Origin of the sequence: Indolivaga alginatilytica (assembly GCF_003201355.1) — a bacterium.
Classification (GTDB): Bacteria; Bacteroidota; Bacteroidia; order Bacteroidales; family Dysgonomonadaceae; genus Dysgonomonas_A; species Dysgonomonas_A alginatilytica.
The window spans coordinates 21,408-45,521 of record NZ_QICL01000022.1 but is presented as its reverse complement, the minus strand read 5'-3'; the positions used below and the strand labels follow the sequence as shown (position 1 = coordinate 45,521).

At 36.4% G+C, this 24,114-nt stretch carries 34 protein-coding genes and 2 tRNA genes; 16 read left to right on the top strand and 20 right to left on the bottom strand.

The window, feature by feature from the left end; genetic code table 11:
- Window positions 1–82: 82 nt before the first annotated feature.
- The gene (locus CLV62_RS15300) at window positions 83–1,486 is read right to left on the bottom strand and encodes an OmpA family protein (RefSeq protein ID WP_110311647.1); all 1,404 of its coding nucleotides are present in this window, start codon (window positions 1,484–1,486) and stop codon (window positions 83–85) included.
- Window positions 1,487–1,693: 207 nt separating this feature from the next.
- Here CLV62_RS15300 and CLV62_RS15295 point away from each other — a divergent pair, with 207 nt between their 5' ends.
- Window positions 1,694–3,094, top strand: a complete 1,401-nt coding sequence (locus tag CLV62_RS15295; RefSeq protein ID WP_110311646.1) for a DUF3329 domain-containing protein — start codon at window positions 1,694–1,696, stop codon at window positions 3,092–3,094.
- A gap of 17 nt (window positions 3,095–3,111) precedes the next feature.
- The gene (locus tag CLV62_RS15290; RefSeq protein WP_110311645.1) at window positions 3,112–3,990 is read left to right on the top strand and encodes a beta-1,6-N-acetylglucosaminyltransferase; all 879 of its coding nucleotides are present in this window, start codon (window positions 3,112–3,114) and stop codon (window positions 3,988–3,990) included.
- An 81-nt stretch (window positions 3,991–4,071) separates the two neighbouring features.
- Here the strand turns inward: CLV62_RS15290 and CLV62_RS15285 are convergent, their stop codons facing one another.
- On the bottom strand, window positions 4,072–5,061 hold the full coding sequence (locus tag CLV62_RS15285) for a WG repeat-containing protein (RefSeq protein WP_110311644.1): 990 nt from the start codon (window positions 5,059–5,061) through the stop codon (window positions 4,072–4,074).
- 379 nt (window positions 5,062–5,440) lie between these two features.
- Between CLV62_RS15285 and CLV62_RS15280 the strand changes: the two genes are divergently transcribed.
- The 7 genes from CLV62_RS15280 (at window position 5,441) to CLV62_RS15250 (ending at window position 11,176) form a co-directional block, all read left to right on the top strand.
- On the top strand, window positions 5,441–6,019 hold the full coding sequence (locus CLV62_RS15280; RefSeq protein WP_110311643.1) for a DUF5063 domain-containing protein: 579 nt from the start codon (window positions 5,441–5,443) through the stop codon (window positions 6,017–6,019).
- Window positions 6,013–6,603: a 3'-5' exonuclease gene (locus tag CLV62_RS15275; RefSeq protein WP_110311642.1), complete on the top strand. Its 591-nt coding sequence runs from the start codon at window positions 6,013–6,015 to the stop codon at window positions 6,601–6,603. The genes CLV62_RS15280 and CLV62_RS15275 overlap by 7 nt, the downstream gene beginning before the upstream one ends.
- Before the next feature lie 99 nt (window positions 6,604–6,702).
- Window positions 6,703–7,890, top strand: a complete 1,188-nt coding sequence (locus tag CLV62_RS15270) for a class I SAM-dependent rRNA methyltransferase (protein ID WP_110311641.1) — start codon at window positions 6,703–6,705, stop codon at window positions 7,888–7,890.
- 194 nt (window positions 7,891–8,084) lie between these two features.
- Complete coding sequence (locus tag CLV62_RS15265; protein WP_110311640.1) at window positions 8,085–8,471, top strand: hypothetical protein; 387 nt, start codon at window positions 8,085–8,087, stop codon at window positions 8,469–8,471.
- A gap of 18 nt (window positions 8,472–8,489) precedes the next feature.
- Complete coding sequence (locus CLV62_RS15260) at window positions 8,490–9,071, top strand: hypothetical protein (protein WP_110311674.1); 582 nt, start codon at window positions 8,490–8,492, stop codon at window positions 9,069–9,071.
- 15 nt (window positions 9,072–9,086) lie between these two features.
- Window positions 9,087–10,577, top strand: coding sequence for a PKD domain-containing protein (locus tag CLV62_RS15255; protein WP_110311639.1), 1,491 nt, complete (start codon window positions 9,087–9,089; stop codon window positions 10,575–10,577).
- A gap of 14 nt (window positions 10,578–10,591) precedes the next feature.
- Window positions 10,592–11,176: a hypothetical protein gene (locus CLV62_RS15250; protein WP_110311638.1), complete on the top strand. Its 585-nt coding sequence runs from the start codon at window positions 10,592–10,594 to the stop codon at window positions 11,174–11,176.
- A gap of 152 nt (window positions 11,177–11,328) precedes the next feature.
- Here the strand turns inward: CLV62_RS15250 and CLV62_RS15245 are convergent, their stop codons facing one another.
- Complete coding sequence (locus tag CLV62_RS15245) at window positions 11,329–11,739, bottom strand: DUF1634 domain-containing protein (protein ID WP_110311637.1); 411 nt, start codon at window positions 11,737–11,739, stop codon at window positions 11,329–11,331.
- 49 nt (window positions 11,740–11,788) lie between these two features.
- Entirely contained in the window at window positions 11,789–12,628 is an 840-nt protein-coding gene (locus CLV62_RS15240) for a sulfite exporter TauE/SafE family protein (RefSeq protein ID WP_110311636.1), read from the bottom strand.
- A gap of 922 nt (window positions 12,629–13,550) precedes the next feature.
- On the opposite strand from CLV62_RS15240, the gene CLV62_RS15235 reads away from it, so the two are divergent.
- From CLV62_RS15235 to CLV62_RS15220, 4 genes are all read left to right on the top strand, one after another.
- Window positions 13,551–14,504 (top strand): aldo/keto reductase, encoded by a 954-nt coding sequence (locus CLV62_RS15235; RefSeq protein WP_110311635.1) that lies wholly within the window; start codon window positions 13,551–13,553, stop codon window positions 14,502–14,504.
- Complete coding sequence (locus CLV62_RS15230) at window positions 14,504–14,953, top strand: Rieske (2Fe-2S) protein (protein WP_110311634.1); 450 nt, start codon at window positions 14,504–14,506, stop codon at window positions 14,951–14,953. The genes CLV62_RS15235 and CLV62_RS15230 overlap by 1 nt, the downstream gene beginning before the upstream one ends.
- A 193-nt stretch (window positions 14,954–15,146) precedes the next feature.
- Window positions 15,147–15,219: transfer RNA gene (locus CLV62_RS15225), tRNA-Gly, on the top strand.
- Between the two features lie 8 nt (window positions 15,220–15,227).
- Window positions 15,228–15,310: transfer RNA gene (locus tag CLV62_RS15220), tRNA-Leu, on the top strand.
- Between the two features lie 177 nt (window positions 15,311–15,487).
- On the opposite strand, the gene CLV62_RS15215 is transcribed toward CLV62_RS15220, so the two are convergent.
- The 6 genes from CLV62_RS15215 to CLV62_RS15195 all read right to left on the bottom strand — a co-directional run bounded on the left by CLV62_RS15215 (window position 15,488) and on the right by CLV62_RS15195 (window position 17,276).
- Window positions 15,488–15,742 (bottom strand): hypothetical protein, encoded by a 255-nt coding sequence (locus CLV62_RS15215; protein ID WP_110311633.1) that lies wholly within the window; start codon window positions 15,740–15,742, stop codon window positions 15,488–15,490.
- Entirely contained in the window at window positions 15,730–16,077 is a 348-nt protein-coding gene (locus CLV62_RS15210) for a hypothetical protein (RefSeq protein WP_110311632.1), read from the bottom strand. Before CLV62_RS15210 ends, CLV62_RS15215 begins: the two co-directional genes overlap by 13 nt.
- Window positions 16,078–16,098: 21 nt before the next feature.
- A complete protein-coding gene (locus tag CLV62_RS21740) occupies window positions 16,099–16,263 on the bottom strand; it encodes a hypothetical protein (protein ID WP_170120069.1) in 165 nt (54 codons plus the stop codon).
- Window positions 16,264–16,305: 42 nt separating this feature from the next.
- Complete coding sequence (locus CLV62_RS15205) at window positions 16,306–16,584, bottom strand: hypothetical protein (protein ID WP_110311631.1); 279 nt, start codon at window positions 16,582–16,584, stop codon at window positions 16,306–16,308.
- A gap of 1 nt (window position 16,585) precedes the next feature.
- Window positions 16,586–16,906 (bottom strand): SH3 beta-barrel fold-containing protein, encoded by a 321-nt coding sequence (locus CLV62_RS15200; RefSeq protein WP_110311630.1) that lies wholly within the window; start codon window positions 16,904–16,906, stop codon window positions 16,586–16,588.
- Between the two features lie 139 nt (window positions 16,907–17,045).
- Entirely contained in the window at window positions 17,046–17,276 is a 231-nt protein-coding gene (locus tag CLV62_RS15195) for a hypothetical protein (RefSeq protein WP_146212766.1), read from the bottom strand.
- A 164-nt stretch (window positions 17,277–17,440) separates the two neighbouring features.
- Between CLV62_RS15195 and CLV62_RS15190 the strand changes: the two genes are divergently transcribed.
- The 3 genes from CLV62_RS15190 to CLV62_RS15180 are packed head-to-tail and all read left to right on the top strand — an operon-like array spanning window position 17,441 to window position 18,873.
- Window positions 17,441–17,698, top strand: a complete 258-nt coding sequence (locus tag CLV62_RS15190) for a helix-turn-helix domain-containing protein (protein WP_110311628.1) — start codon at window positions 17,441–17,443, stop codon at window positions 17,696–17,698.
- A gap of 4 nt (window positions 17,699–17,702) precedes the next feature.
- Window positions 17,703–18,461, top strand: coding sequence for a Fic family protein (locus tag CLV62_RS15185; RefSeq protein ID WP_110311627.1), 759 nt, complete (start codon window positions 17,703–17,705; stop codon window positions 18,459–18,461).
- Between the two features lies 1 nt (window position 18,462).
- On the top strand, window positions 18,463–18,873 hold the full coding sequence (locus tag CLV62_RS15180) for a hypothetical protein (protein WP_110311626.1): 411 nt from the start codon (window positions 18,463–18,465) through the stop codon (window positions 18,871–18,873).
- Between the two features lie 20 nt (window positions 18,874–18,893).
- Here CLV62_RS15180 and CLV62_RS15175 read toward each other — a convergent pair whose 3' ends face one another.
- The 10 genes from CLV62_RS15175 to CLV62_RS15130 all read right to left on the bottom strand — a co-directional run bounded on the left by CLV62_RS15175 (window position 18,894) and on the right by CLV62_RS15130 (window position 24,103).
- Window positions 18,894–19,289 (bottom strand): hypothetical protein, encoded by a 396-nt coding sequence (locus tag CLV62_RS15175; protein WP_146212765.1) that lies wholly within the window; start codon window positions 19,287–19,289, stop codon window positions 18,894–18,896.
- A 79-nt stretch (window positions 19,290–19,368) separates the two neighbouring features.
- Window positions 19,369–19,662, bottom strand: a complete 294-nt coding sequence (locus CLV62_RS15170; protein ID WP_110311624.1) for a hypothetical protein — start codon at window positions 19,660–19,662, stop codon at window positions 19,369–19,371.
- Window positions 19,663–19,688: 26 nt separating this feature from the next.
- Entirely contained in the window at window positions 19,689–20,123 is a 435-nt protein-coding gene (locus CLV62_RS15165; RefSeq protein ID WP_110311623.1) for a hypothetical protein, read from the bottom strand.
- Between the two features lie 57 nt (window positions 20,124–20,180).
- Window positions 20,181–20,414, bottom strand: coding sequence for a hypothetical protein (locus tag CLV62_RS15160; protein ID WP_110311622.1), 234 nt, complete (start codon window positions 20,412–20,414; stop codon window positions 20,181–20,183).
- A gap of 34 nt (window positions 20,415–20,448) precedes the next feature.
- Window positions 20,449–21,297 carry a hypothetical protein gene (locus CLV62_RS15155; RefSeq protein WP_110311621.1) on the bottom strand — a complete coding sequence of 283 codons (849 nt, stop codon included), beginning with the start codon at window positions 21,295–21,297 and terminating at the stop codon, window positions 20,449–20,451.
- Between the two features lie 13 nt (window positions 21,298–21,310).
- Window positions 21,311–22,114, bottom strand: coding sequence for a PriCT-2 domain-containing protein (locus tag CLV62_RS15150; RefSeq protein WP_110311620.1), 804 nt, complete (start codon window positions 22,112–22,114; stop codon window positions 21,311–21,313).
- Window positions 22,111–22,335: a hypothetical protein gene (locus CLV62_RS15145; RefSeq protein WP_110311619.1), complete on the bottom strand. Its 225-nt coding sequence runs from the start codon at window positions 22,333–22,335 to the stop codon at window positions 22,111–22,113. The genes CLV62_RS15150 and CLV62_RS15145 overlap by 4 nt, the downstream gene beginning before the upstream one ends.
- A gap of 151 nt (window positions 22,336–22,486) precedes the next feature.
- Window positions 22,487–23,569: an AAA family ATPase gene (locus CLV62_RS15140; protein WP_110311618.1), complete on the bottom strand. Its 1,083-nt coding sequence runs from the start codon at window positions 23,567–23,569 to the stop codon at window positions 22,487–22,489.
- A complete protein-coding gene (locus CLV62_RS15135; protein ID WP_110311617.1) occupies window positions 23,556–23,843 on the bottom strand; it encodes a hypothetical protein in 288 nt (95 codons plus the stop codon). The genes CLV62_RS15140 and CLV62_RS15135 overlap by 14 nt, the downstream gene beginning before the upstream one ends.
- Window positions 23,840–24,103: a helix-turn-helix domain-containing protein gene (locus CLV62_RS15130; protein ID WP_110311616.1), complete on the bottom strand. Its 264-nt coding sequence runs from the start codon at window positions 24,101–24,103 to the stop codon at window positions 23,840–23,842. Before CLV62_RS15130 ends, CLV62_RS15135 begins: the two co-directional genes overlap by 4 nt.
- Window positions 24,104–24,114: the final 11 nt, after the last annotated feature.

Below are 24,114 nucleotides of genomic sequence, written 5' to 3'. Positions count from 1 at the left end.
TATAATTCTACCAATAAACAAATATAAAAAAACGTCCCTTAGTTTTCACTAAGAGACGTTCTAATATTATATAGTTTACTATTTATTCAATAACAAATATAACAACACGGTTCCATTCGTTTATCTTAAATGGTTGGATTTGATCTCCTGACCAGTTAATAGAAACTCTCAATGGATTGATACCATATTTCTCGATCAACGCTTGAGACACAGTCTTAGCACGGCGTTCTGATAATTTCATGTTGTATTCAGGGTATGCTGTTTTCTTATCTGCATAACCTGTAACTACCACATTAACATCGGGATGATCAGTTAAGTATCTTGCAGCTTTGTCAATCTTAGCCCATTCAGTAGGATCGATAATAGCTTTGTCAATTCTAAAGAATACCGGATCCGGTAAGAATTTAATATCAGAGCTTGTTGTTGGTTCACTTTTAACAACCGGAGGAGGAGGAGGACAAGTAGGACACTCTTTAGCAGCCAACTTAGCATTACGTTCTCTCAGTGTATTTATTTCATCATTAAGACGATTAACCAATTCATAATCCATTGGCTCAGCAACTTCCCAATCTGTTCTTCCAAATTTGTAAGCTAGAGATAAAGTACTTTGAGCAATAATATCTGCATTCTGATCATCTCCAGTATGTCCGTCAAAGTTATCACTCAACATCGATCCTGAAAATTCAGCGTTAACACCTATTCTATCAGACACTCTGAATTTTGCTATTAGTCCTCCATGAATACCAGTTAGCCACATATTAATACCGCCTCTATAGGCAAATGTGCGATATAGTCCAATACCTCCAAAGGGAGTAAGTTCAAATAAACGTTTTGGATTATAGTTACCGACTAAGTTAAAAAAGTCAACCATAAAATCAATATTCGCTTGAGCATATCTGGTTTCCTCCATATATAGTTCTCCACTCATACCAGGAACCCATTTATAGGCGCCATTATCAAGAATAATTCTTTTATTAATATCTGGGTCATTCAATGTAAAGCCCATATGACTCCATTGCGGATCCCAAGTCAAAAAGTGTACACCGGTTGAGGTCGGATATCCTGGTCTACCAGCGTATCCTTTTCCCATATAATCTCTATCCCCGTGATTCCATTTAACATAAGTACCGCTAACTCCATCGTTGAATCCGTGTAAAGATCCTCCGGTGAAATTTAATCTCAATCCCCAGATAGGAGAAAAATATTTTGAGATTGTAAATTGGGGTGCAAATGTTACACGCTCTTTGAATGGAGCCTTATCGTCGTCGATACCCATCAGTACCTGACCACCACCACCAATAGAAATACTCCAATTATCCTTAAATCTATTTTTTTTCCAAGTAGTCTTATATGTATTATAAGTCTGATTAGGTTGTCCGTATTCCACCTCCTCAGAAACAAGAGTACGGCTTGACTCTTCTTGAGCTGAAAGTGAAAAAAGACTTGTAATAAAGAGGAATGAAATGATAAAATCCTTTTTGTTCATATCCAAAACATTGATTAATGTTAATTCGTAATAATGTGCAAATATAAGAGTTTTTTTTTAGAGAAAAACATTAAACCTCTTTTTTTCAGCACAAAACACAATTATTCTTTGAGATATGTGTGATATATAAGCACTTTTTTATCAAAAGAATATATAATTTTTTATATTTGTATATAAATAAAAGTCTTAAAAAGAAGATGAATCAAAATGTTAAATAAAATATCCTTTTTATTCGAAAAAAATATTTTTCGGACAAAAGACCTGTTATTTCGGTTAGAATCAAGGCTTAGTTCTTGGGACAGTTTTATTATTCAAAGCAGATCAACCTACAATACCCTGTTCTTTATTGTACTATGCCTTATCTTTCCATTTATTCTTTTCCTTAACATTAAAACTCCACTTATCGGGGATGATTTTGTCTATTCTTTTATTTATCAGACTCAAAATCGCCTGACTTCAATAAGTGATGTATTCGAGTCGCAATATTTACACTATTACAAATGGGGAGGACGAAGCATCGTTCACTTTATCACGCAGGCATTACTGCTAAGCAATAATTCTCTTTTTATCGACATTATAAACTCAATAGGATTTGTTGCTTTTATAATAACGGTTCACTACCATATTACAGGAAAGCTGAAGAATAGCATAAGTATTCTTATTATTTCCTTTTCTCTGACCTGGTTCTTGCAACCGGTATTTGCCGAAACGGTTTTATGGATAACAGGTAGCTCGAATTATCTTTGGGGAACTCTAATCATTTTATTATTCCTGCTGCCATACCGGTTGTATGAGAACAAAGAGTTATCAATTTTAAGAAGCATACTATTTTCATTTGTAATGTTTATCGGAGGACTCATAGCAGGGTGGACTAACGAGAATACCGCCGCTGCAATGATTATTATGATCCTGTGTTTTATATTATATTATAAATGCATCAACTATAAAATCCCTGCATGGATGTACTTAGGTCTTATTGGCTCAATCATCGGATATATTATTATGATTACTGCTCCGGGCAACTTCGCCAGAGCCGAAGGTACCTCTATCAGCCCGTTTTTAGTTACATACAGGATATTAAACTACACACAACGTTTTATCAACTATTTAGGGCTTTTGAATCTGGCAACCGCATTATTAATGATTATATATATAAAATTCAATGTCAATAACAGAAGAGCAACCCTTTCTTACTTATCCATTTACTTCATCGGGGTGTTTATATCTATATATATCATGGTTGCATCACCGGGATTTCCGGCACGTGCATGGTTCGGAACGATAACCTTTAATATTATAGCATTCGGTATATTATACAATAAAATCGGCAATTTTACACCACTAATAAGACAAGCAAAATATTGCGTCATTTTATTTTGTATAATAAGCTTCCTTGCCTCTTTCTATGATGCATACAAGGATGTAACAGCCATAAATAATATTTGGGAAGAAAGGATGCTGGTTATAAATGAAAAGAAAAACAAAAATATCCAAAGTGTTGTTTTTAAAGAATATCAGGCACGTACTAAATTCGGATTAGGAGACACACCTTATGCATTACCATATATGTCTTTGTATTACGGAATTGATTTTCAACTCGAAAAATAAAGAAAAGAGTAAAAATTATGCAAGCTATTTTAATCACAGCATATAAGAATTATCATCATCTGGAAGAGTTGGTTAACTTTTTCGATGACAGATTCAATATATATATTCATATAGACAAGAAAAGCTCGATCTCGCCCAAAGACATCCAAAAATTGTCTGCTCTAAAAAAAGTTCAATACCTATCTCAGCAATACAAAATCAATTGGGGAGGGATCAACCATCTCAAAGCAATACTGGAACTGACTAAAGAGGCAATAAAGAATAAAGAGAATAAATACTTCCACCTTATTACAGGGCATGACTACCCCATCAAATCTCTTGACGAATTTACAAAATTCTTAGAGATAAATAAGGACAAAGACTTTATGGAATACCATCTTCTACCCTATTCTGCATGGCCTGAGAATGGCATGGACAGATTATCCCGCTACAACATGTATGATCTTTTAGACGGAAGAACAGGATTGAATGAAAGACTAATCAAAGGTTTTTCTAAATTTCAAAAAGTAATAGGATTTAAGAGAAATTTCAGCAAAGACTTCCCTCTTCTCTATGGAGGATCGACTTATTGGTCTCTCAAACGAGAATCCATAGAATATGTATTTCAGTACATGAGTGATCATCCTAAATACTTAACCAGATTCAAGTACTCATTTTGTTCCGAAGAAATTTTCTTTCAGACTATTCTCTTAAATTCACCCATGAAAGAAAGTATTATAAATAACAACATGAGATTTATAATCTGGGAAGAACGGAATGGGAATTTTCCTGCCAATTTAGACAATAGCGATTACAAAAACATTACAGCCTCAGACGCTTTGTTTGCACGGAAATTTGAATATCCGGTCTCCGAATCACTACTTGACAACATCAAAGCAGATATAAACAAGCGCTAATAGCAACATTCCTAAAAACAGCAAAAGGCTATCTGAAATGATAGCCTTTTGTTTATATAATAAAACGATATATTTCTACACTTATTTAGGAGGCTGGTTACCTGCTCCCATTATTTCCTGAAGAACCATCTCGCGACCTTCAACATTGATAGCCATTAATTTCCCTGATTTCTCAACAAAAGCTATTCCTCTGGGTGAAAAACGACTTATATTCTCATAAGCGGAAGGTGTAACAGTTCCACGAGCAGTTACAATACCATACTTACCGGCTTCCTCTACCACAGCCAAACCAAGTTCGGGTTGATAAAACAATACTTTTGAATATGCAGGAGCAATAAGGTGGCGGGTTTTGGTATAAAATCCTATTTTCCCGTTTTCGGTCAACTTCATCCCGATACACGAATCATCTTCTATTGCATCATAGACAGGAGCCAACAACACTTGCCCCTCAGGAGTCATTAAACCTATTTTATTTCCTAATCTCACATTATAGAGATCTTTATCTACTATTTTGTCAAAACCATCGTATTGTGCTTCCACGACTACTTTTCCGGCATCATCAATAAGCCCCGACTTGCCGCCTTTTTCGATTAAAAAGAAAGTGTCGTTAAATGGAGCCACACCTTCGTATTGTGCAGGAATAACAATATCTCCGTATTTATTGATAAGACCGAATTTCCCTTGTGATTTAACTTCACAAAGATGATCGTTCACAAATTTAAAACTTGTGTAAGCAATAGGTAATACTAACTTATTTGTCCTGTCGACCAATCCCCATGCTTTACCGTCTTTAACAAGAAACAAGCCATTACCAAAAGATTTCACATCATCATATGCTTCAGGAATTACAACAGTCCCACTCTTGGTTATAACTCCACATTTACCTTTCTTTCTGAAAGCAAAGAAACCTTCTTCCAAAAGCTCCATTGCGTCGTATTGGGCTTTCACCAAAGTTTTATCACCTTGCTTTATTCCAAATTTTTCTTTATTCTGATAAACTTCGGCTTTCTGAGAGTAAGCAGCACTGCTTACGGATAAAAATACGGTTAGTACAAATGCAATTGTTTTCATCAAGTATATTAAAATCTTTTTATTGTTAGTTCTTTTTTCTTATAAATACAGAAAATGACTGTTTCGTCTTTTCCTCTTAATCGTAACTATCTGTAAAGTTTACACTTGCCGAAGCAATAAGAAAAAAATATTTAGTTTTAGAATACTCTGCAAATGTACGATTTAGTTGTTGCATTACAAAGATAAAGTCGATATAATCAGTGTTTTTAGAAGTTATAACATACAAGAACTATCTTTCAATATTATTTCCTAAATTTGTAATATCGAAATCAGATAAGTAACTGATAGTATCCAATGTCGTATTTTAAAGTCATAACAAACATTTGTTATTATACTGGAATAGGCAATAAACAGGTCTGAGACCTTAAAAAAAATCACAATGGGAAAGGAGCTGGCAAGCAATGTTGTATTTTCAAAAAATGTAGTTGAATTTGTAACAGTTGCCGTACAATACTGTACATTTTTAGAAAATCCGGAGACTCAAACAAGCAAAGAGTATACGGACAAATTAACAAAACTATTACCTCTGCTATATCTAAAGGCTGCACTATTGCCCGAAACAGAAATAGAAGAGGACATATATCCTGAAATAACGGTTACCGAAGACGATTATAATTATATAATATCAAAGTTATACACCGCTTACAAAGAAAACGACACTTATCTGGAAGTTTTTCTGGAAGACATGAAATACAGTGACACCCCCATTGCTGCAAGCATATCAGAAGACATCGCAGATATATATCAAGACATCAAAAATTTCATTTCTATATATGAGCAGGGCATTGAAGAGAACATGAGTGAAGGTTTATACACCTGTTACGAAAACTTCAAACTTTACTGGGGACAAAAACTGGTAAATGTGCTTCGTGCACTCCATTCACTAAAATATTCGATAGGAGAAGAAAATCCGGAAGAAGATGATTTGGATTCCGATAATATACAGGACGAGTGGTAAGTACAATAACTAAAGAAGAGATAGCAACCTTACCTATAGCAATTTTTCCGGGGCGAATCATTGTGGTACAAACTGAGAAAGAGGCTCAAAAGGCTGTTGCATTTTTAGAGCAACACAGCGTTATAGGTTTTGATACAGAAACCCGCCCGTCATTCAAAAAAGGACTTATCCGAACAATTGCGCTAATGCAATTGTCAACCGAAGATACTTGTTTTTTATTCAGATTAAATTTTATTGATATACCGGAATGTCTTAAGCAAATCCTGATTAGCCCGGATATAAAAAAGATCGGACTTTCTCTTAAAGATGATTTTTCAGCTATAAGAAAACGTATGCAGTTAGAGCCCAAAAATTTTATCGAGTTACAGGCTTTTGTGAAAAAATTCGGGATAGAAGACAATGGATTACAAAGAATCTACGCCATATTATTTGGAGAGAAAATTTCCAAAAGCCAGCGTCTTTCGAACTGGGAAGCGGATGTATTGAGTGAAGCCCAACAAAAGTATGCTTCTCTCGATGCGTGGGCATGCCTGCAGATATACAATAAATTAATACGCCTCAGCCCAAACTTAGCGGAAGAATAAAAAGATAGAAGATCTATTTATTGCTTTGACAAATATAATAACCGGAGATTGTTATAGTCATAAAAACGTCAATAATCAGTTGAAATTACTTAAGAAGATATGAGCTATAAAAAAATTACACTTAAACCGAAGAAAGAAGAATCGCTTCGCCGTTTTCATCCCTGGATTTTTTCAGGAGCAGTTGCACAAAAAGATTCGAACCTTATTGAAGGTGAAGTTGTAAACGTATATACATCGAATAACGATTTTATAGCTGTAGGACATTTTCAGATCGACAGTATAGAGGTTCGTGTCCTTAGTTTTGAGGAAAGAAAAATAGATTCGGCATTCTGGAAAGAAAAACTGGAAATCGCTTTTAATCTCCGCAAGTCAATCGGTGTAGTTTCGGATTCAAACAATGCATACAGATTAGTCCATGGAGAAGGCGACAATCTGCCCGGATTAGTAATCGACATATATGGAAATACGGCTGTAATGCAATCGCACTCAGTCGGTATGCACGATTCCAGAAAAGAGATAAGTAATGCATTAATCGAAGTATTAGGCGACAGATTAAAAAACGTATACTATAAATCGGAAACTACCTTACTCAATAAGCCCAATGTTATTCCCGAAAACGATTACCTTTTCGGCGGGAAAAATGTAGATAATTTTGCTCTTGAAAACGGACTGAAATTTCAAGCCGATTGGGTTAAAGGGCAGAAAACAGGCTTCTTTGTAGATCAGAGAGATAACAGGTCTTTACTAGAGAAGTATTCGAAAGACAGGTCGGTTCTGAATATGTTTTGCTACACAGGAGGCTTTTCTTTTTATGCCATGCGGGGAAAAGCCAAATCGGTACATTCGGTAGACAGTTCAGCAAAGGCAATCATGTTTACGCAAAACAATGTGGAACTGAATTTTCCGGACGATAGCCGACATACAGCCTTCGCTGAAGATGCATTTAAATATTTAGCTAAAATCGAAAAAGGAGAATATGATCTTATCATCTTAGATCCTCCTGCTTTTGCCAAACATCGCGGAGCAATAAGAAACGCTTTACAAGGCTATAAGAAACTAAATGCAAATGCATTTGAAAAAATAGCACCGGGTGGCATACTTTTCACTTTCTCATGCTCTCAGGTCGTTTCTAAAGAAGCTTTCAGGCTTGCAGTATTCAGTGCGGCAGCACAATCAGGCAGAAGTGTGAAAATTTTGCACCAACTGACTCAACCTGCCGACCATCCTATTAATATTTATCATCCCGAAGGAGAATATTTAAAAGGATTGGTATTGTATGTAGAATAAGTTCTGCGATATGTATAAATACGGGTCAAACAGAGTGTTCTGAATGAGAACACTCCGCTTCTATACAAGACAATATTACCACTAAAAATATTTGCCTGTATTGAAATTTGAAAATCTCACTTTTGTGTGAAATTTATTTTTTATTAAATAAATTTCATATATTTGTCATTGTAAAACAACTCTTTATCTAAGATATGACATTACCATTAACAGATATACCGACAGGCAACATCTTAAATTTTAACTATTTAAGTTTGGTTATTTCTTTCAAAATATTAGAGAGAGAGAGAGAGAGAGAGAGAGTAACTAGCAAGCATATGAGTTACAAAAATATTTTAGACGGATTACTCCGTCTTCTTTTTTCTGTGTGTATTCCTGACGCAGGAAATTCATTCCGTAAGTATTTTCCCAATAAATATAATAGTAGTTGTTCAGGTAAACCGTTTCTTATAACTGATTTGTTTTGTTGTTGTCGTTCAAAATCAGTAGGAACAAAAGGTTTACCTATGGCACAACTATATCCGGCAGCAGCGTGTAGCGATTACATGTTGCTGCCTTTTTTCAAGAAAAAAAATAACTAACATAATAATAAGATGACAATGAAAACAAACTTTTTAATTATTTTTTGTGTACTACTATCTTTCGAGATAAGTCATGCTCAGGTCGGAATCAACACCAGCTCTCCCCATTCCAGTGCAGCCCTCGATATTGAAAGCATAACACAAGGCTTACTGATACCTCGCATGACAACCGCTCAAAAAACAGCTATCGCTAATCCGGCCTCCGGATTAATGGTATATGATACCAACCTGAAATGCGTTTCGCAAAATGCAGGCACCCCAACCAGCCCTGCATGGATTTGCCTCTCCAAAGATACAAAGTCAGAATCGTTTTATATGCCTTCTATATCTATCGATGCTTCGACCGTTGTAACTGCCAAGACTCTCGATCTGTATGCCGAATACAAGAAACAGTTTAACACCCCTAAGACAGTTAGTACAGGAGCCCCAGCCATGATACCCTATTTCACTGCTGCTACAGACCTTTATTATTACATCACCAACTACGACAATACAGTATTGAAGATCAACAGCCTGAATGCTTCGGGAGTACTTAATTATGATATACTCAAAGAGGCTGATTATGCCACATTTATGAATGTAGTATTCGTAATTAAATAAAGAGAAGAAAGGAAAATGAAAAAGATCGTATTCTTATTTTTATTAGCTGTAAGTTGTTTTCAGGCACAGGCACAGAAAGAAGCTGCAAACTGGTTCTTCGGGTCGGGCTGCGGTTTGGATTTTATAAATACGGTAACAAAAAACGATGCTTCAAGTGTTGCCGTTACTGATGTACCCACTAACCAATCGAGTCCGTTATCTACTTACGAAGGTTGTTTCTCTCTTTCTGACAGCGATGGACGTATTATTGTATTCTCAGACGGAATGAGAGTTTACAATAAAGATAAAGCATTGATAGCCTCCGGACTTAGAGGTAATTCGAGTAGTGCTCAATCGGGAATTCTTATACCCTGGCCCGAAAAACCCGGATTTTATTTTATAATATCAAATGCCCAGAGCGGTACTGGTTCCGGTGGCATATTTTATAGTGTATTTGATGCTGCCGGAAATAGTGGAAACGGATTAGTAACCAATATAAACACAGCCCTAAAGACAACAGGTTATGTGACGACTACGAATCTTTACGAAAACGTAACTTCGGTAAAGCATGACAATGGAACCGATTACTGGCTGCTTAACCGTACCGGACAGTATATGTTTGCATGGCTTATCACGAAAAACGGATTTGTAAATCTTGAACCTACAGCAATAACGACCATACCCGGAACAGTTTCTACAATACCTATGGTTAGTGAAGGCTACATGAAAATGTCACCCGATGGTAAGCAAATTTGTCATGCTAATATAGATGCTCCCAATGGAGAAGTATTACTTGCCGACTTTGATAACTCAACAGGAAAAATCAGTAATATTAAATTACGCAATATCTACCCGGGAGGTAATAGTGCACTTGGCCGTATATATGGAGTAGAATTTTCTCCCAGCGGGAAAAATATGTTCATCTCACAATTAAACGGCGGATTATACGTAATACCTACAGCTGAATTTATGACAGCTACTCCAAAATTGATAACCAGCCTGATAGGTATAGTACAAACAGGCCCTGACGGAAGATTGTATGGTATAATAAAATCAGGGAAAAGACTTGGTATTATACCCAATCCCGAGGATGATATCCCCAATATAAAAATACATTTGTTCGAAAATTACCTGACAGGTACGGCAGAATGGGGACTTCCTACATTCGTGGCATCCTTCTTCAATGCAAAAGCTGTAGACAAATCGTTTGTTTGTGTGGGTAATGACTTCAAATATACAGTTGAGATTAGTATGAGCGGTGCTATAGCCGATCAACCAACCAAACTCGAATGGAATTTCGGTGACGGTTCAGCAAAAGTAAACCAGACTATAGTTTCAGGTACCACGATATACAAGCAAACGCACAATTATACCGCAACAGGAAAATACAACATAACCATCACACCCTATAAAAGCAATGGAGCAGCACTTTCACCTGTTACTCTGCCCGCAAACGTGACAGACTGCATATTCAGAACCAACCGTATGATACGTACGGATCTGCTTAATACGGCTCAACAAAAATAAAACGAAAAATAAAAATGAAAAAGATACTATACCTATCGATACTTCTGCTTCAAATAGTATGCAGCCCTTTATATTCTCAAATAGGTGTTTATAACGATTCACCGGATGGCAGTGCAATACTCGACATACAATCAGCAGGAAATAATCAGGGATTGTTAATACCACAGCTAACCACTGTTCAAAAAACAGCAATCATAAAACCGGCTACGAGCCTGTTAGTGTATGATACAGACAAGAGATGTATTTCGCAGAACATAGGATCAGAGACAGTTCCTGTATGGACTTGCCTAACGCTGTTTAACCGTAAGTTTTTCTATATGCCCTCTATCAATATCACCACTTCGACATTAGGAACATATACCAAAGACCTCTATGCTCAATACAAAACAGAGTATGCCACACCTATGTATAAAAGCACAGGAGCGCCGACAACTATCCCTCATTTTACATCGCCTACAGATTTACAGTATTATGTTACCTATTACGATGCTTCACGTATTACGATCAATAGCATAAATGCTAACGGAATAATGAGTTATACCACTATCAAAAAAGCGAACTACGATGATTATATAAATATTGTATTTGTGGTAAAATAAGGTCTGAGACCTTATTATTAATTTGAAAAGCGTAAGTACACCTGATAGAGTTATGACTACACAATCTTTCCGTAAACAAGTACCGTCAATTAATAAAGAGAAGCATATCGATGCTTCTCTTTATTAATTTGCTATTTTTGATTACATGGAACTTAATGTAAGCCCAAAAGCATATTAGCTAATATAATTGCTAAAACGATTAATGTAATAACTACATACAAATAATCTTTCTCGATCAGAAAAGAGAATGCCGAGAACGCAACCCTGATAATAGGAGTAGCAATAAGTACAAGTACTCCGAATTGAACAATGGCAGCACCGTCAAAATGAAGCATTCGGGGAAATATGGTATTCAATTCCCGCAAATACTCGTCTACACCAAAAGACATTCCTGTAGGAACAGGGCTGTAATCGACCATAATACCTTTATGCTGATAGAGGTAAATGATTCCTCCGAATATAGTAATAGCACATGACAACATTACTCCATATCGCAACAGTTTCCCGATATATTGTTCGACATCACGTTCGCCCCAGAATTCCCTTGAAAATATATGTTTCATTTTTTTTTAAGTTTACAAGTTAACCGATTACTGATCACTCTCAACTGATTTAAAGTTTACCGGTAAATCCATTATAGATCATTGATATTGCCAAAAAGAAGATTACGACACTAAACAACAGTCTAAGTTTTTTGACATTTACTTTTGGTAACAGCTTAGAACCAAAGAAAGCACCAAGAAGAACCCCTACAACAATAGGCATCGCCAATCCCGGATCGATATAGCCCCTCTGTAAGTAAATAACAGCACTGGCGGCAGCTGTTACCCCCACCATGAAATTGCTCGTGGTTGTAGACACTTTAAAAGGTATCTTCATGGCAGTATCCATTGCCAGTACCTTTAATGCTCCCGAACCGATTCCCAATAAGCCTGACAAAACACCTGCCAAAGTCATCAATGAATAACCGGCGGCAACATTCTGTACTTTATAATTTACAACTCCTTCTTTAGTGGGATAAGACCCGTTCAACTTAAGCTTCTCGGCCAGCTTATCAGCAGGTGCAGAAGGATCTATTTTATCCTCCTTCTTAGTTATGGTTCGTATTGCCGAAAAGATCAGCACACAACCAAAAATAAGGGCAATATATTTTTTATCTAACCAGATAGCAATAACAGCACCTATAACAGCGCCTGTAGTGGTAGCTATCTCCAGAAACATCCCTATTCGGACATTCGTAATACCTTCTTTTATATAAGCGGCGGCAGCACCCGAAGAACTTGCTATCGACGTAACCAATGCTGCTCCAATGGCATAACGCATATCGACTCCAAAACCCAAAGTAAGTAAAGGGATTACTACCACTCCACCTCCCAGCCCTGTAAGGGAACCCAAAAAACCGGCAGCTATAGCTCCCAGAAATAAAATAAACGTAAATAATTCTAAAGACATATCATATCGAAATAATGGAAATTCGGTTTTACTTTTCCGTTCTAAGCTCGCAGACTCTTTTATTGCTTTGACCGGGCATAACAACCGGAGATAGTTATGCTGATAAAACATCGCATTAAACAGCTTGCATTACTTAAGGTCCTAGACCTTTTTATTGCTTTGGTAAGCATAACACCAGTAGTCTCTTATGATGCGAAAGTATATCATTAAATACTTTCATTTACTTAAAAAACATTTCCGGAAGCAATTTGTAGGATCTTTTTTTAATGACTACAAAGATATTAAGTCTGACTAGATTAACAGAACAAACGCATCAAAATTGTTGATAAAAAATGGCAGGTAGTATATTCACAATAGAAATCGGGAGAGTCGATTTATTTTATCTATCCATGTAAGGGTTAGTCAGCAGTAAACAGGATGCAGCAGGGGCTGACCTAAGTATCTGCACGAATCGGGAAACAGCAAGAAAAGGAAAAATAAAGCATGCGAAAAAGTGTCACTTTTGTTACCTTTGTCACCTTTTAAAACACTAATAATTGATATACAACATATTACGAAAACAGTAAAAGTTACACTCAACAGTCACCTTTGTTACCTTATTTGTTACTTTCGGGTACTTTTGTAACGAGTGTCACTTATTAGAAAGCGGATGTGTTTACCTATCTTAATCAATGGTATTATTATATTTTAAATATCTTTACTGTAGTGTTTTAATTTAGATTTTTTACATTTGTTCCACTATAAGGTCACAGACTTTTTTATTCAATTGGATTAGTCGTTTATCGCGATTCGGCATAGTTCAAGTAAACTTGACTCTGCTCTCACTGCTTTAAACGTTGCTTTGGCAGTCATAACAACCGGAGATAGTTATACTGATAAAACATCGCATTAAATATTAAACGTTACTTAAAATAAAAAACGCATGGAATACAAGTTTTGTGGAAACAGCGGATTAAAACTGCCTATACTTTCCTTAGGTTTATGGCATAACTTCGGGGCGATTGACGACTATAATAATTCTCGTGAAATGTTATTGTATGCTTTCGAACAGGGCATTACCCATTTCGACCTGGCTAATAATTACGGGCCTCCTCCGGGAAGTGCAGAAGAAACCTTTGGTAAGGTTCTCAAAAATGACTTATTTGCCCATCGTGATGAAATGATTGTTTCATCAAAAGCGGGGCATCTGATGTGGAATGGTCCATACGGGGATGGCGGATCACGCAAATACATTATGGCAAGTATCAATCAAAGTTTGAAACGAACAGGCTTAGAGTATTTCGACATTTTCTATAGCCACCGCTATGATAGCGAAACACCCGTTGAAGAAACCATGATGGCTTTGGTCGATATAGTACGGCAGGGAAAAGCCTTATATATCGGGTTATCCAAATATCCGTATGAAATGGCGAAAAAAGCATTTCATATCCTTAATGAGAATAATGTTCCATGCCTAATCTATCAAGATCGCTACAATATGTTTGTCCGTAATGTGGAAGATAAAATGCTCCGGCTGTCACATGAGGAAGGTAGCGGATTCATTGCATTCTCTCCTCTGGCACAAGGACTTTTAACCAACAAATACCTGAATGGTATTCCTCTGGATTCCCGTGCAGCCAAAGCAAGCGGTTTTCTTCAACAAGATCAGGTTACCGCCGAAGCCGTAGAGAAATCTAAACTATTAAATGAGTTAGCTCAAAAGCGTAATCAAACATTGGCTGAGATGGCTTTGGTATGGGTATTAAACAATCAGTACGTAACATCCGTTATATTGGGAACCAGCTCAGTGAAACAACTTAAGGATAACATTGCAGCTTTAAGCAATCCTACTTTTTCGGCAGAGGAATTACAATTAATAGACAACATTTTAAAATAATGATAAGAATATTTCAATATACATTTACACTTATAACTATTGTTCTCCTTTCGGCTTGCGCCAAAGAAGAAAACCAAAACAATACTATCCCTTACGCAAGCGTTATTATAGATATACAGACCCAAATCGAGAATGAGTTTAACAATCCATTCTATTCTAAATCATATCCCAATGCAGGATATGGAGGAGTAATAGCTATAAGTAGTAATTTATTGGATCTATCTGTAATGAATATATTCGCCTATGATATGTGCTGCCCCTATGAAGCCCCTCAAAAAAACAAAATACAGCAGATATTAGATAATCGCTTGCATGCCCAATGCCCCAAGTGTAAAACCGTTTATAATATTGCGAATGGTACAGGTAAAGTAATCTCCGGTCCGGGAACACAATCTTTGAAATCATACCGAGTGATGCGCGAAGGCTATTTATTTAGAGTAAGAAATTGAGATTTCACGGTATCATTTATTGCTTTGAGGAATAAGGAACTAAGGCTCATCCGAGATCAGTATTGAAATAATAAATAGTACAAGAGACTTAAAAAGTGATGAATTTGTTTGTCAAATCAAAAAAAGATTCTACATTTGCACTCGCATTTACCGAAGTAGTTTGTAACGACAAACGAAAGTAAATCTTAGTTTTGCGAAAGTAGCTCAGTTGGTAGAGCACGACCTTGCCAAGGTCGGGGTCGCGGGTTCGAATCCCGTCTTTCGCTCATAGGCTGCTCGGATGGTGGAATGGTAGACACGCAAGACTTAAAATCTTGTGACCATTAGGTTGTGCGGGTTCAAGTCCCGCTCCGAGTACTTTTAAACCCTGCTTATCGTTTGATATTCAGGGTTTTGTTATTTAACAAGGTGTACTAAAAGTGTACTGATTGACATGAAAATAGAAATAGGCCTAATATTAGGCTGCCTCTACCTATCACAGGCAAAGACGGTTTCATGACAAATGTAAACAATGCTATTTATCGGATAGTTCCGTTATATTTTCGCTAAATAGACATCAGATATATCTTCAGCTACCAAGGTCCCGATAGCATCACTAACATAACAGATAATGCTCCCTACTCCTGACTCAGCCTCGAACCAACTTTCGTAATAGCGAGGCATTTTGTTTTTGCTATCCATACCTTGCCCTTCGATAATGCTATAAGCTTTTTGCAAGTGTCCTAAAGCTTCTGTAAGGGCATCTATTTGTTTTTGGTGGTCAAATCCTTTCATTGTTATTGTTTCCATGGTTGTAATTGTATTTTATTTTTTATACTGATTGCCTTATAGAAGTAAATACATCTACCTGTAGCACCTAAATACTTATATCCGTTCAAGTTCAATATTTCTTCTGGATAATTCTCAAAAGCAACCCGAAACGATATAGCCTTTACTTTCAGCTTTCGGGGGCTATGATTCTCATTGACCGTTACGACAATACTATCTTGACCGTGCCAACAACATGAGGTAAGCACTTGAAGTGAACCCGGTACGACGATTATCTGGCCGTCAAATATATCATCGCATAATATGCGGTGTAATCGCTTATTACCTATTCTGGGTATTGATATATCCTTTTTCATTCCTTTACCTGTATTTGGTTATTATTTATTTGATTTATTCTTAACTCGTTTTACCTTGAATGGGAATAAGCTTTTCAGGTCCCGGAGCATTATCTTATGTTCTCTGTCATTATCATCTACCAGTAAAGCAAATGATGTGTCTATGTGCTTTACGTACATAGTAAGACCGTTTATAGTTGCTGTCATGACTTTATATCATTTATTAAGTCTTGAAAAACTAATCGACCTTTATATGGGGTTTCCCATCCCATTCTCAATTCTCAATAAAAAAGCTTCTTTTATTTCAGAATATTGGATATACTTATTTTCGCCTTTTTCTGTCACTATTACAATTTCGGTATAGCCTATAAAATCTACGTAACCCACATAGCTATTAATAGAAACTATATCTTCCAAATAAACCGATTCCAATGATCTAGGAATATATTCTTTACCCTCGTATACCACTACCGTATTCTTCATTGCTTCTTTAAGAAACTTATCCGATAATTCTTGATCTACTTTCATATCAATATACTGTTATCAGGTTAGAAATTCTAAAACACCTGAAGCTATTGGCTTCCACATCGAAATAAGAGAATGTTTTGATACTGCTTTCTTTGCCTTTAGGAGTATAGTCAATATACTTTAGCGTGCCATAGGCTTTGCGTAAACTGCCATCGATCTTTTCATATGCGAATTTTACAACGCCCTTAGATAGTTCTTTCTTTAGCCTGTATAGTGTCCATGCTTTAGCAAGACACACGGCAAATGATTTACCTGTTTCCCTTACAAGTTCCCAGGCTTGGCGAAAAACTTTTGTCCTGAATGTGTAACTAACTGTTTTCATAATTCTAATATTTGATGTTTATATTGTTTATTCTCTGAATTTATACCTAGATTGACAGGTTGACGGTTGACACTCTTACATAGCTGAAACCCTTTGTTTATATGGCATGGCTGAAAATTGAGCCGTCAACCTCTATTTTTTAGTCACCTGAATATGCACCGTTACCGTAATAGCTATTTATACTCTCATAGCTCATGTTTATCTCTTTTTCGATATTGCAAGGCTTAACAATCTCAATAATCAGATAGAAATCACTTCTGCGAGCCTTAGACCATGCTAGCGTTAAAGCCTGTGATCTTGTATAGCCTTCATACTTCATTAAGTGGTGAGCTAATCTCATTATCTTTGATTTGTTATATCTTGTTTTCATAATCGTAATATTTATATCGTTTGACAATACAAATATATTGTATTAAAATATAAAAACAAAATGTGTTGACCAAAAATATATCTCAAAACAATATTTTAACTTTAATTTATACCCCTATTCGATATAATCATATATCTTTGTCTATATCATAAAACAATATAACTATGCTTAGAATTAAAGAAGTATTAAAAGAAAAAGGGAAAACGATACAGCTACTCTCTGACGAGGTCGGCATAACTTATGCTAATATGAATAATATTGTAAATGAGAAAAGTACACCATCATTACCAACACTACAAAAGATAGCGGAGGCTTTACAGGTTCCTATTGTTGAATTGTTCGAACCTCAAGTAATGCCTGATAGCAATGTTATCATGTGCCCTAAATGCGGTACCAGATTAGAAATAAAAGAAAAAGAATAAGATTATGGAAAGATTAAATATCATACTATCCGAAACGGATGTTTTAAAGGCGAAATTAGCCACTTTACGCCCTTTGCCTATCGAGGCTATCAAAAAGATACAAAGTGCCCTAGAAATCGAATACACGTATGAGAGCAACCGTATAGAGGGTAATACTCTAACCCTGCAAGAAACTGCTTTGGTCGTAAACGAAGGTGTAACTATATCGGGAAAGTCAATGCGTGAGCATTTGGAAGCTATAAATCACGCTGAGGCTATTAGCTTTATTAAAGATATAGCAAAAGCCGATATTGAGATAAACGAGCGTCTTATCAAAGAAATACATGCTATTATCTTGCATAGTATAGATCGGGATAATGCAGGCAAATATAGAAATGTACCGGTAATGATCTCAGGTAGCCAGCATATGCCACCTCAACCGTATCTTATCGAGTCTCAGATGGAAGCTTTTATTATCGAATACAACAAGAAAGTAACCGATAATGTACATCCGGTTGTGATAGCTGCCTATCTACATGATGAATTAGTAAAGATTCACCCATTTATAGATGGTAACGGACGTACGTCAAGGCTTTTAATGAACTTATACCTATTAAGCAAAGGTTATGTAGTTGTGAGCCTAAAAGGTGATAACGATAGCAAAAGAGCCTACTACATGGCTTTGGAGAAATCCCATACCGAAAATGATCCGATTGACTTTTATACATTAGTTGCTGTAAATGAAAAAGAAGCTTTGGCCCGATATTTAAATATTCTCGGATAGAATGAACGATGTACCAACCAAAGAAAACACGTTATACCTGCCTATCAAACAGATATATTTTGATCAGATTATAGCCGGTACCAAGAAAGAAGAATATAGAGAAATAAAAGAGGGCATAACTGCGAATCTGTATCTAATAAAGGATGCTAAAACCAAGTACGCTTTGAATCCGGATGTAACAGATCCAATTAAAGAATATTTTGTAGATGACTATAACAATGGTAATTTCCCATTTCTTCCAAAACAATATAAGTATTTAAACTTAGTTGTTGGTTATGCCAAAGAAAGAGATACGGCGATAGTTGAAGTAACTGGATTTTCGTTTAAACCCGAAATGATAAGGGCTAACATGTATGCTTTCTGGGTTATTACTTTTCATTTGGGTAAAGTTATTGAGCTCCATAGGAAATAGATAATAACCCTTGCAATGCATCATTCGCTTGATGGAGTATCACTATCTCCATTCTGTATATTTTTTATTTCTTCTAAATCTTTTGCTGATAATGGAGTGTCGGCAAAGACCAACTGAACCCCAATATCATTACCGTTTGTTGTAACATCAAGGCTCTCGCCAAAACCCTCTTTTTTCCCAAGAGTGGACATAAGATAGCGGAGCATATTGCTATCCGGTTTTTCTTTCCATCCAATTAATACGCCATCCTGGTCTCTTTCGGGAATGCCGTGAGCTATAATTTCAGCCGTGGAAAGACAATCGTCAAACATACGCCCTCGGGCATCATCAATAATCTGTTTAAACTTCGGATTCTTTTCTATCCATCCGTAAACGGTGCTACGTTCGACATCGAAAGCTTCAGCGATCTTTGTCATGTTACCTTTTTTCTTTCTAGAAACATCTTTGAAAATATCTAATTTAGGTATGGCCATAGGGATTGTAGTATTTCGTTGTTTATAAATTCTTTATTCTTTCGTGATATTCCTGTATCGCTTTTCCAATCTCAGCAATATCCGATAACTTACCATTAACCCGCAACGGTAAATATTTTGGAACTTCTCCAAACCTTTTAATTAAGTTGTCAAAAGGTAGACAATTTTCGGATGCCAACATATCAGGGACGCACTTATACCCATTGGAGATAGCAAAAGCATCATTTAACTTTAGATCAATATTAAGTACTTTCCCCCCCCAGCTATACCTGTATGTAAGACCGTTAATTCTTTTATAGTAATATCCTTTCGTCATTCTGTAATTATTTTTATAGTGTATAATTACTTTCGTTGGATTAGCTCCAATATCCTTTTCTCTATTCGGAATTGTATTTCAGCTAAAACGGTATCGCAATCATTACGAAACTTGCTATATTTCTTGTAATAAAAGCTAATATTCTTTATAAGGTTGCTTATATGAGAGGGTGACAGGTTGAATAATATCGCTAAATGCTGCCTCAATCCTCTTATCATAAAGTCGTCAGTCAATGCACGAGGGCAATAGAGAATCAATATACAGAATAAAAACACTTGCTTGTATTCCGTACTGTCTTTATCGGGAAAGTCCTTTATTTCGCTTGCTATACTTTTATGCCAATCATAGAGCATTGGGATATGTTGTAAATCTGTTAATTGAGGTTTCAATATTTTATCTTCAAGCATTTCAACTCTCTTTTTTAGTTCTGATAATTCAGTTATACTGTTTAGCTGTTCCATAAATGAATAATATATCCCGGGCAAACTAAAACGCCCGGGATTGTTTGTTAATCAAGGTTAGTTTCTAAACTTGTGAAGGTCTTCATGTTTTTGTATGTTACCACCTTTCATGTCGTCAGCTTTTTGCCTTTCCATTTCACCTTTTAGATTTTCAGTTCCGGCGTTGATCAATCCTACGATATCACCTACAAGACTTGGTGTGTCTGGCTGATATTCCTCAGATGTTCTGGTTTCTCCAAATGTCATACAGCGATAATCGTACTCTTGTTGACTAATAATCTTTTTACTCATAATGTTCTATTTTAATGTTAATACTCGGTTCGTTTTATTCTTTTACTTTCAATGTTCCGTTGTCATTCCAGACCTGACCATGTAATAACCCATCGCTAGAGGTCGGTAATTTCCGAGCTATTAGGATAAGGGTATCATCAGTCTCCGCCCTCACTTCAAAGTGTGCCGTATCGGGGTTGTTAATTATAAACGGCTCAACACTGTATCGAATCCCGAAATTCTTATCAGCCCATACAGATGCGCTTCTATCTTGGGTAGATGATCTCAAGTAATTCGGTGTTATAACAACCTGATCACTATTTCTTTTGAAAGTTAAAGCAGAAAAGTCAGATTCAACATCAAAATACCACTTAGAGAATACAGTATCTCCATTCATCAACTTTAATGCTCTTTCTTCCGGATCTATGACAATTCGGCTGCCACTTTTATTGCTTTCAACCTTACCTCTAATCAAAGCTTGATTAGCGACCAATAAACCAGCATGAGTAACCAAAAAGTTACAAACATCATCTTCTCGATACGGATTTTCTGCTAGATTTGTCGCCTGATCCAATGTACCGCCGGCATAAAATGCAGGGGATGAGTATTCGGTAGAGATATTTACAATATTCGAACTCTCACCTGAAGTTTTCGCTTTTAGTGTTGATGTTGTGCCTGTGCTGGTTAATTGTTCGTTAAGTTGTTTCCACGCTTCTGATGCTTTTAATTCGTCTATTGTGGAATAGTTGAAGGCCTTACATAAATCTTTCATTGAGAATCCGAAACCGCTACCATCTTTCTTTTGATGGGCTCTTACATCTGTGCCATTAATATCTACAATGTAACGATCGAACTCGTTATCTGATGATACGAAACGTTTGTTTGAAATAATTATTTGCTCCATAATTTATTGTTATTTAAATGGTTATTTTTAATTGTTTTTTACTAATATTCTTACTTGCTGCGTATTCCAATAGTTCTCCTAAATTTTTAAATCCTGTATTTTCTGTTATGGTATTTCCCGATATGATCTCTCTGACTTTTGATATAACCGGAGTTGGGTACCTTTTTTCGTGTATCATAATTCCGTATTGCTTAGCATAATAAAAGAGAGTTGATATATTGAAGTTTCGCATTTTCATAACATCAGTATATTTTCTATCTGTTGCTTTCTGATTATATTTTGTTGAATATTGGCTGACAGCATGGAAATAACTCCGCCCTGATTCGCCAAACTCAGAAGCTATAGCAGCTCCAATCTCTAACCATTGCTGATAGCTGCCTGTAATATCGATGCATCTACTTTGAATTTCCGAAATAAGCTTCTCAATATCATTACCTGCATTGCTATCATAAACCTTATTATATTTCGGAGCTTCTTTCTTTTCTTCATATATCCGGGTATAGATAGTTGCGTTCTCGTTGAAATAGGCTTCGGAATCGTACGACATAAAACGCAGCCGGCTAATATTTATACACGAATGATCTACTACTATGCCACATCTCTCAAAATCCTCGCAACAAGCTTTGAATTGTTCCCTGTGTTTATTTGGGTATTTGACAGGGATAAGGATAAAATAGCCTTTACCACCAACCGACAAACCGCAATAAGCGACATAGGGTATTTGTGAAATAAGTTTCTTTAGGTCTTGAAAGTTGGACACATGGGTATTGTCTTTACCGTCTACATCAATACAGATCACTCCGGAATGTTCTATCAAAGCTTCATCTTTTCGTTCGCTGAATGTTCCGGACGGGATAAAGCAAGGTATTGATAATTCAAAGCCTTATCTCCAGTATTTCGATATTCCTCAACTTTACCGATAATCTTCTGACTGGTGACAGCCTGTAAAATTGTCGTGGTTGCTATTGGAGTGGTATCGGTTGCTTTTGAAAATACCGACACTTTGCGATTGAATATATTTGTCTTTTCTGTTTGCATTTTATACTACCGTCTATTACCGTCAAAATTACCGTCTTTTACACCGTCTATTACCGTCTTTTCTGTCGCTACCGTCACCGTCATCCGCCTATATGTATAATAGGCGGTAATGACGGTTCGGTGCGATGGTCGGTAAATTGTATGTCGGTATCTAAAAAGGGAGCTCATTCTGGGGTTCGTTTTTAAATGGGATATAATAAAATCCTGATTCGTTTTTCGAAATAACAGATTCTTCGACTGCTTTTTTTATTCGGCGTTCGGCTGTTCTTTCTTTGACCTCTGATACTTTCATTACCTCGCTTCGTAAATCAGCATAACTCATAGTATTGCCAACCTTAAGAATATTTTCAAAGAAACACCTATTTTTTTCTGTCGTAGCTGGTTTTGGTTCGGGATAGTAAAGTTCGGGTAAAGCTTCAGCATTTATGCGAAAACAAAAATCATCAATAGGTCTATGCCTGCTATCTATGGCTTTCGCTTCAATGTAAGATGTACTTTCATCTTTTTTTGTCAACAATATGGTGATTTCACCTTTTTGCCTAAGAAAAGCCCCTAGATGACCTCTTAGTTCAGCAGTTCCCTTGTTAACGTGCAAGCAAGTTATTATATGACAATCGTACTGTGTACTCCATCGGGTAAGCATTTCTACTGCGTTTTTGCTTTGTTCTATATTGTTGAAGTCAGCCAAAAGGTCAACAATACCATCCAACATGACAAGATCGGGGCTTATATCTCTGATTGCTGATTCGATAACCTCGCATCGTTTTTCGCTGGATATTTCACGTAGGTTTAAAGAAATGAAACTGTCTTTATTCATAGAGGTATCCCAATCGTTTATTCGATGCACCCTCTTTGTCACGTTCTGCGTATCGCTCACATCTTGTTCTGTATCAACAAATAATACTTTAGCTTCTTTTTTAGGGCAATGAAAGCCTAAAAAGCTATCATCATTTAAAGCGGCCGCTCCGATAGCCGATATAAGAAAGGTTTTACCAACTTTAGCAGATGCGGCGATTGTTCCTATATTTCTTCGATGTAGCATAGGTATTCCCGTGTCTGTTTGAATGATTAGAGGCTCCGGTGGATCTACTTGTTTTGTTAGATCAATACGAAATGCTTTCCATCCGTCACTTTCTTTCGGAGGCTCAAACTTTGATAGGTCAATAGCTGTTTTTGATTCGTTCGAAATAGTTTTTGATAATGCGATATCTGCCATTGTCCTACTTATTTCCATTGCGTAACAATTCGGGGTTTGTGGATAGGTACCAAGCAAGGAAGCCAGAACATCGACACATCTTTCTTTCCACCTGATGTAATAAGCCTGCCTTTTGGAGCGTTCTCTTATGCCTGCATATGTTTTTCTGAGCTATTCCAGTAGCTTTACTTACCATCGTTGCAGTAGCGATATTTTTGGACAAATATCTGAATACTACTTGCTTTTGTGAGTTAAAGGATGTATCTTTATCGTGTCGTGTGTAAGGGGCTGCTTTTATGTGGCTCTTTTTCATTTGGAACCTCCTATCTTATTAGTCATGCAATAAGCTTGAGCTTTGTTTTCTAACTCATCGGATGTACTTATACGGTTACTTAATAACCATGCTTCAAGCTCCGTTTTATCGAAATAGATAAGTTTTCCAGATGGCTTATAATGCGGTATCTTTTGTGTACTTGTAAGCTTATACAGATAACTTTTACTTAAACCTGAAAAAGCACACGCTTCATCGAATGTTAATACATTCTTTTCAATAGTTGGAGTATCTATGTTCATATTCTTTACTT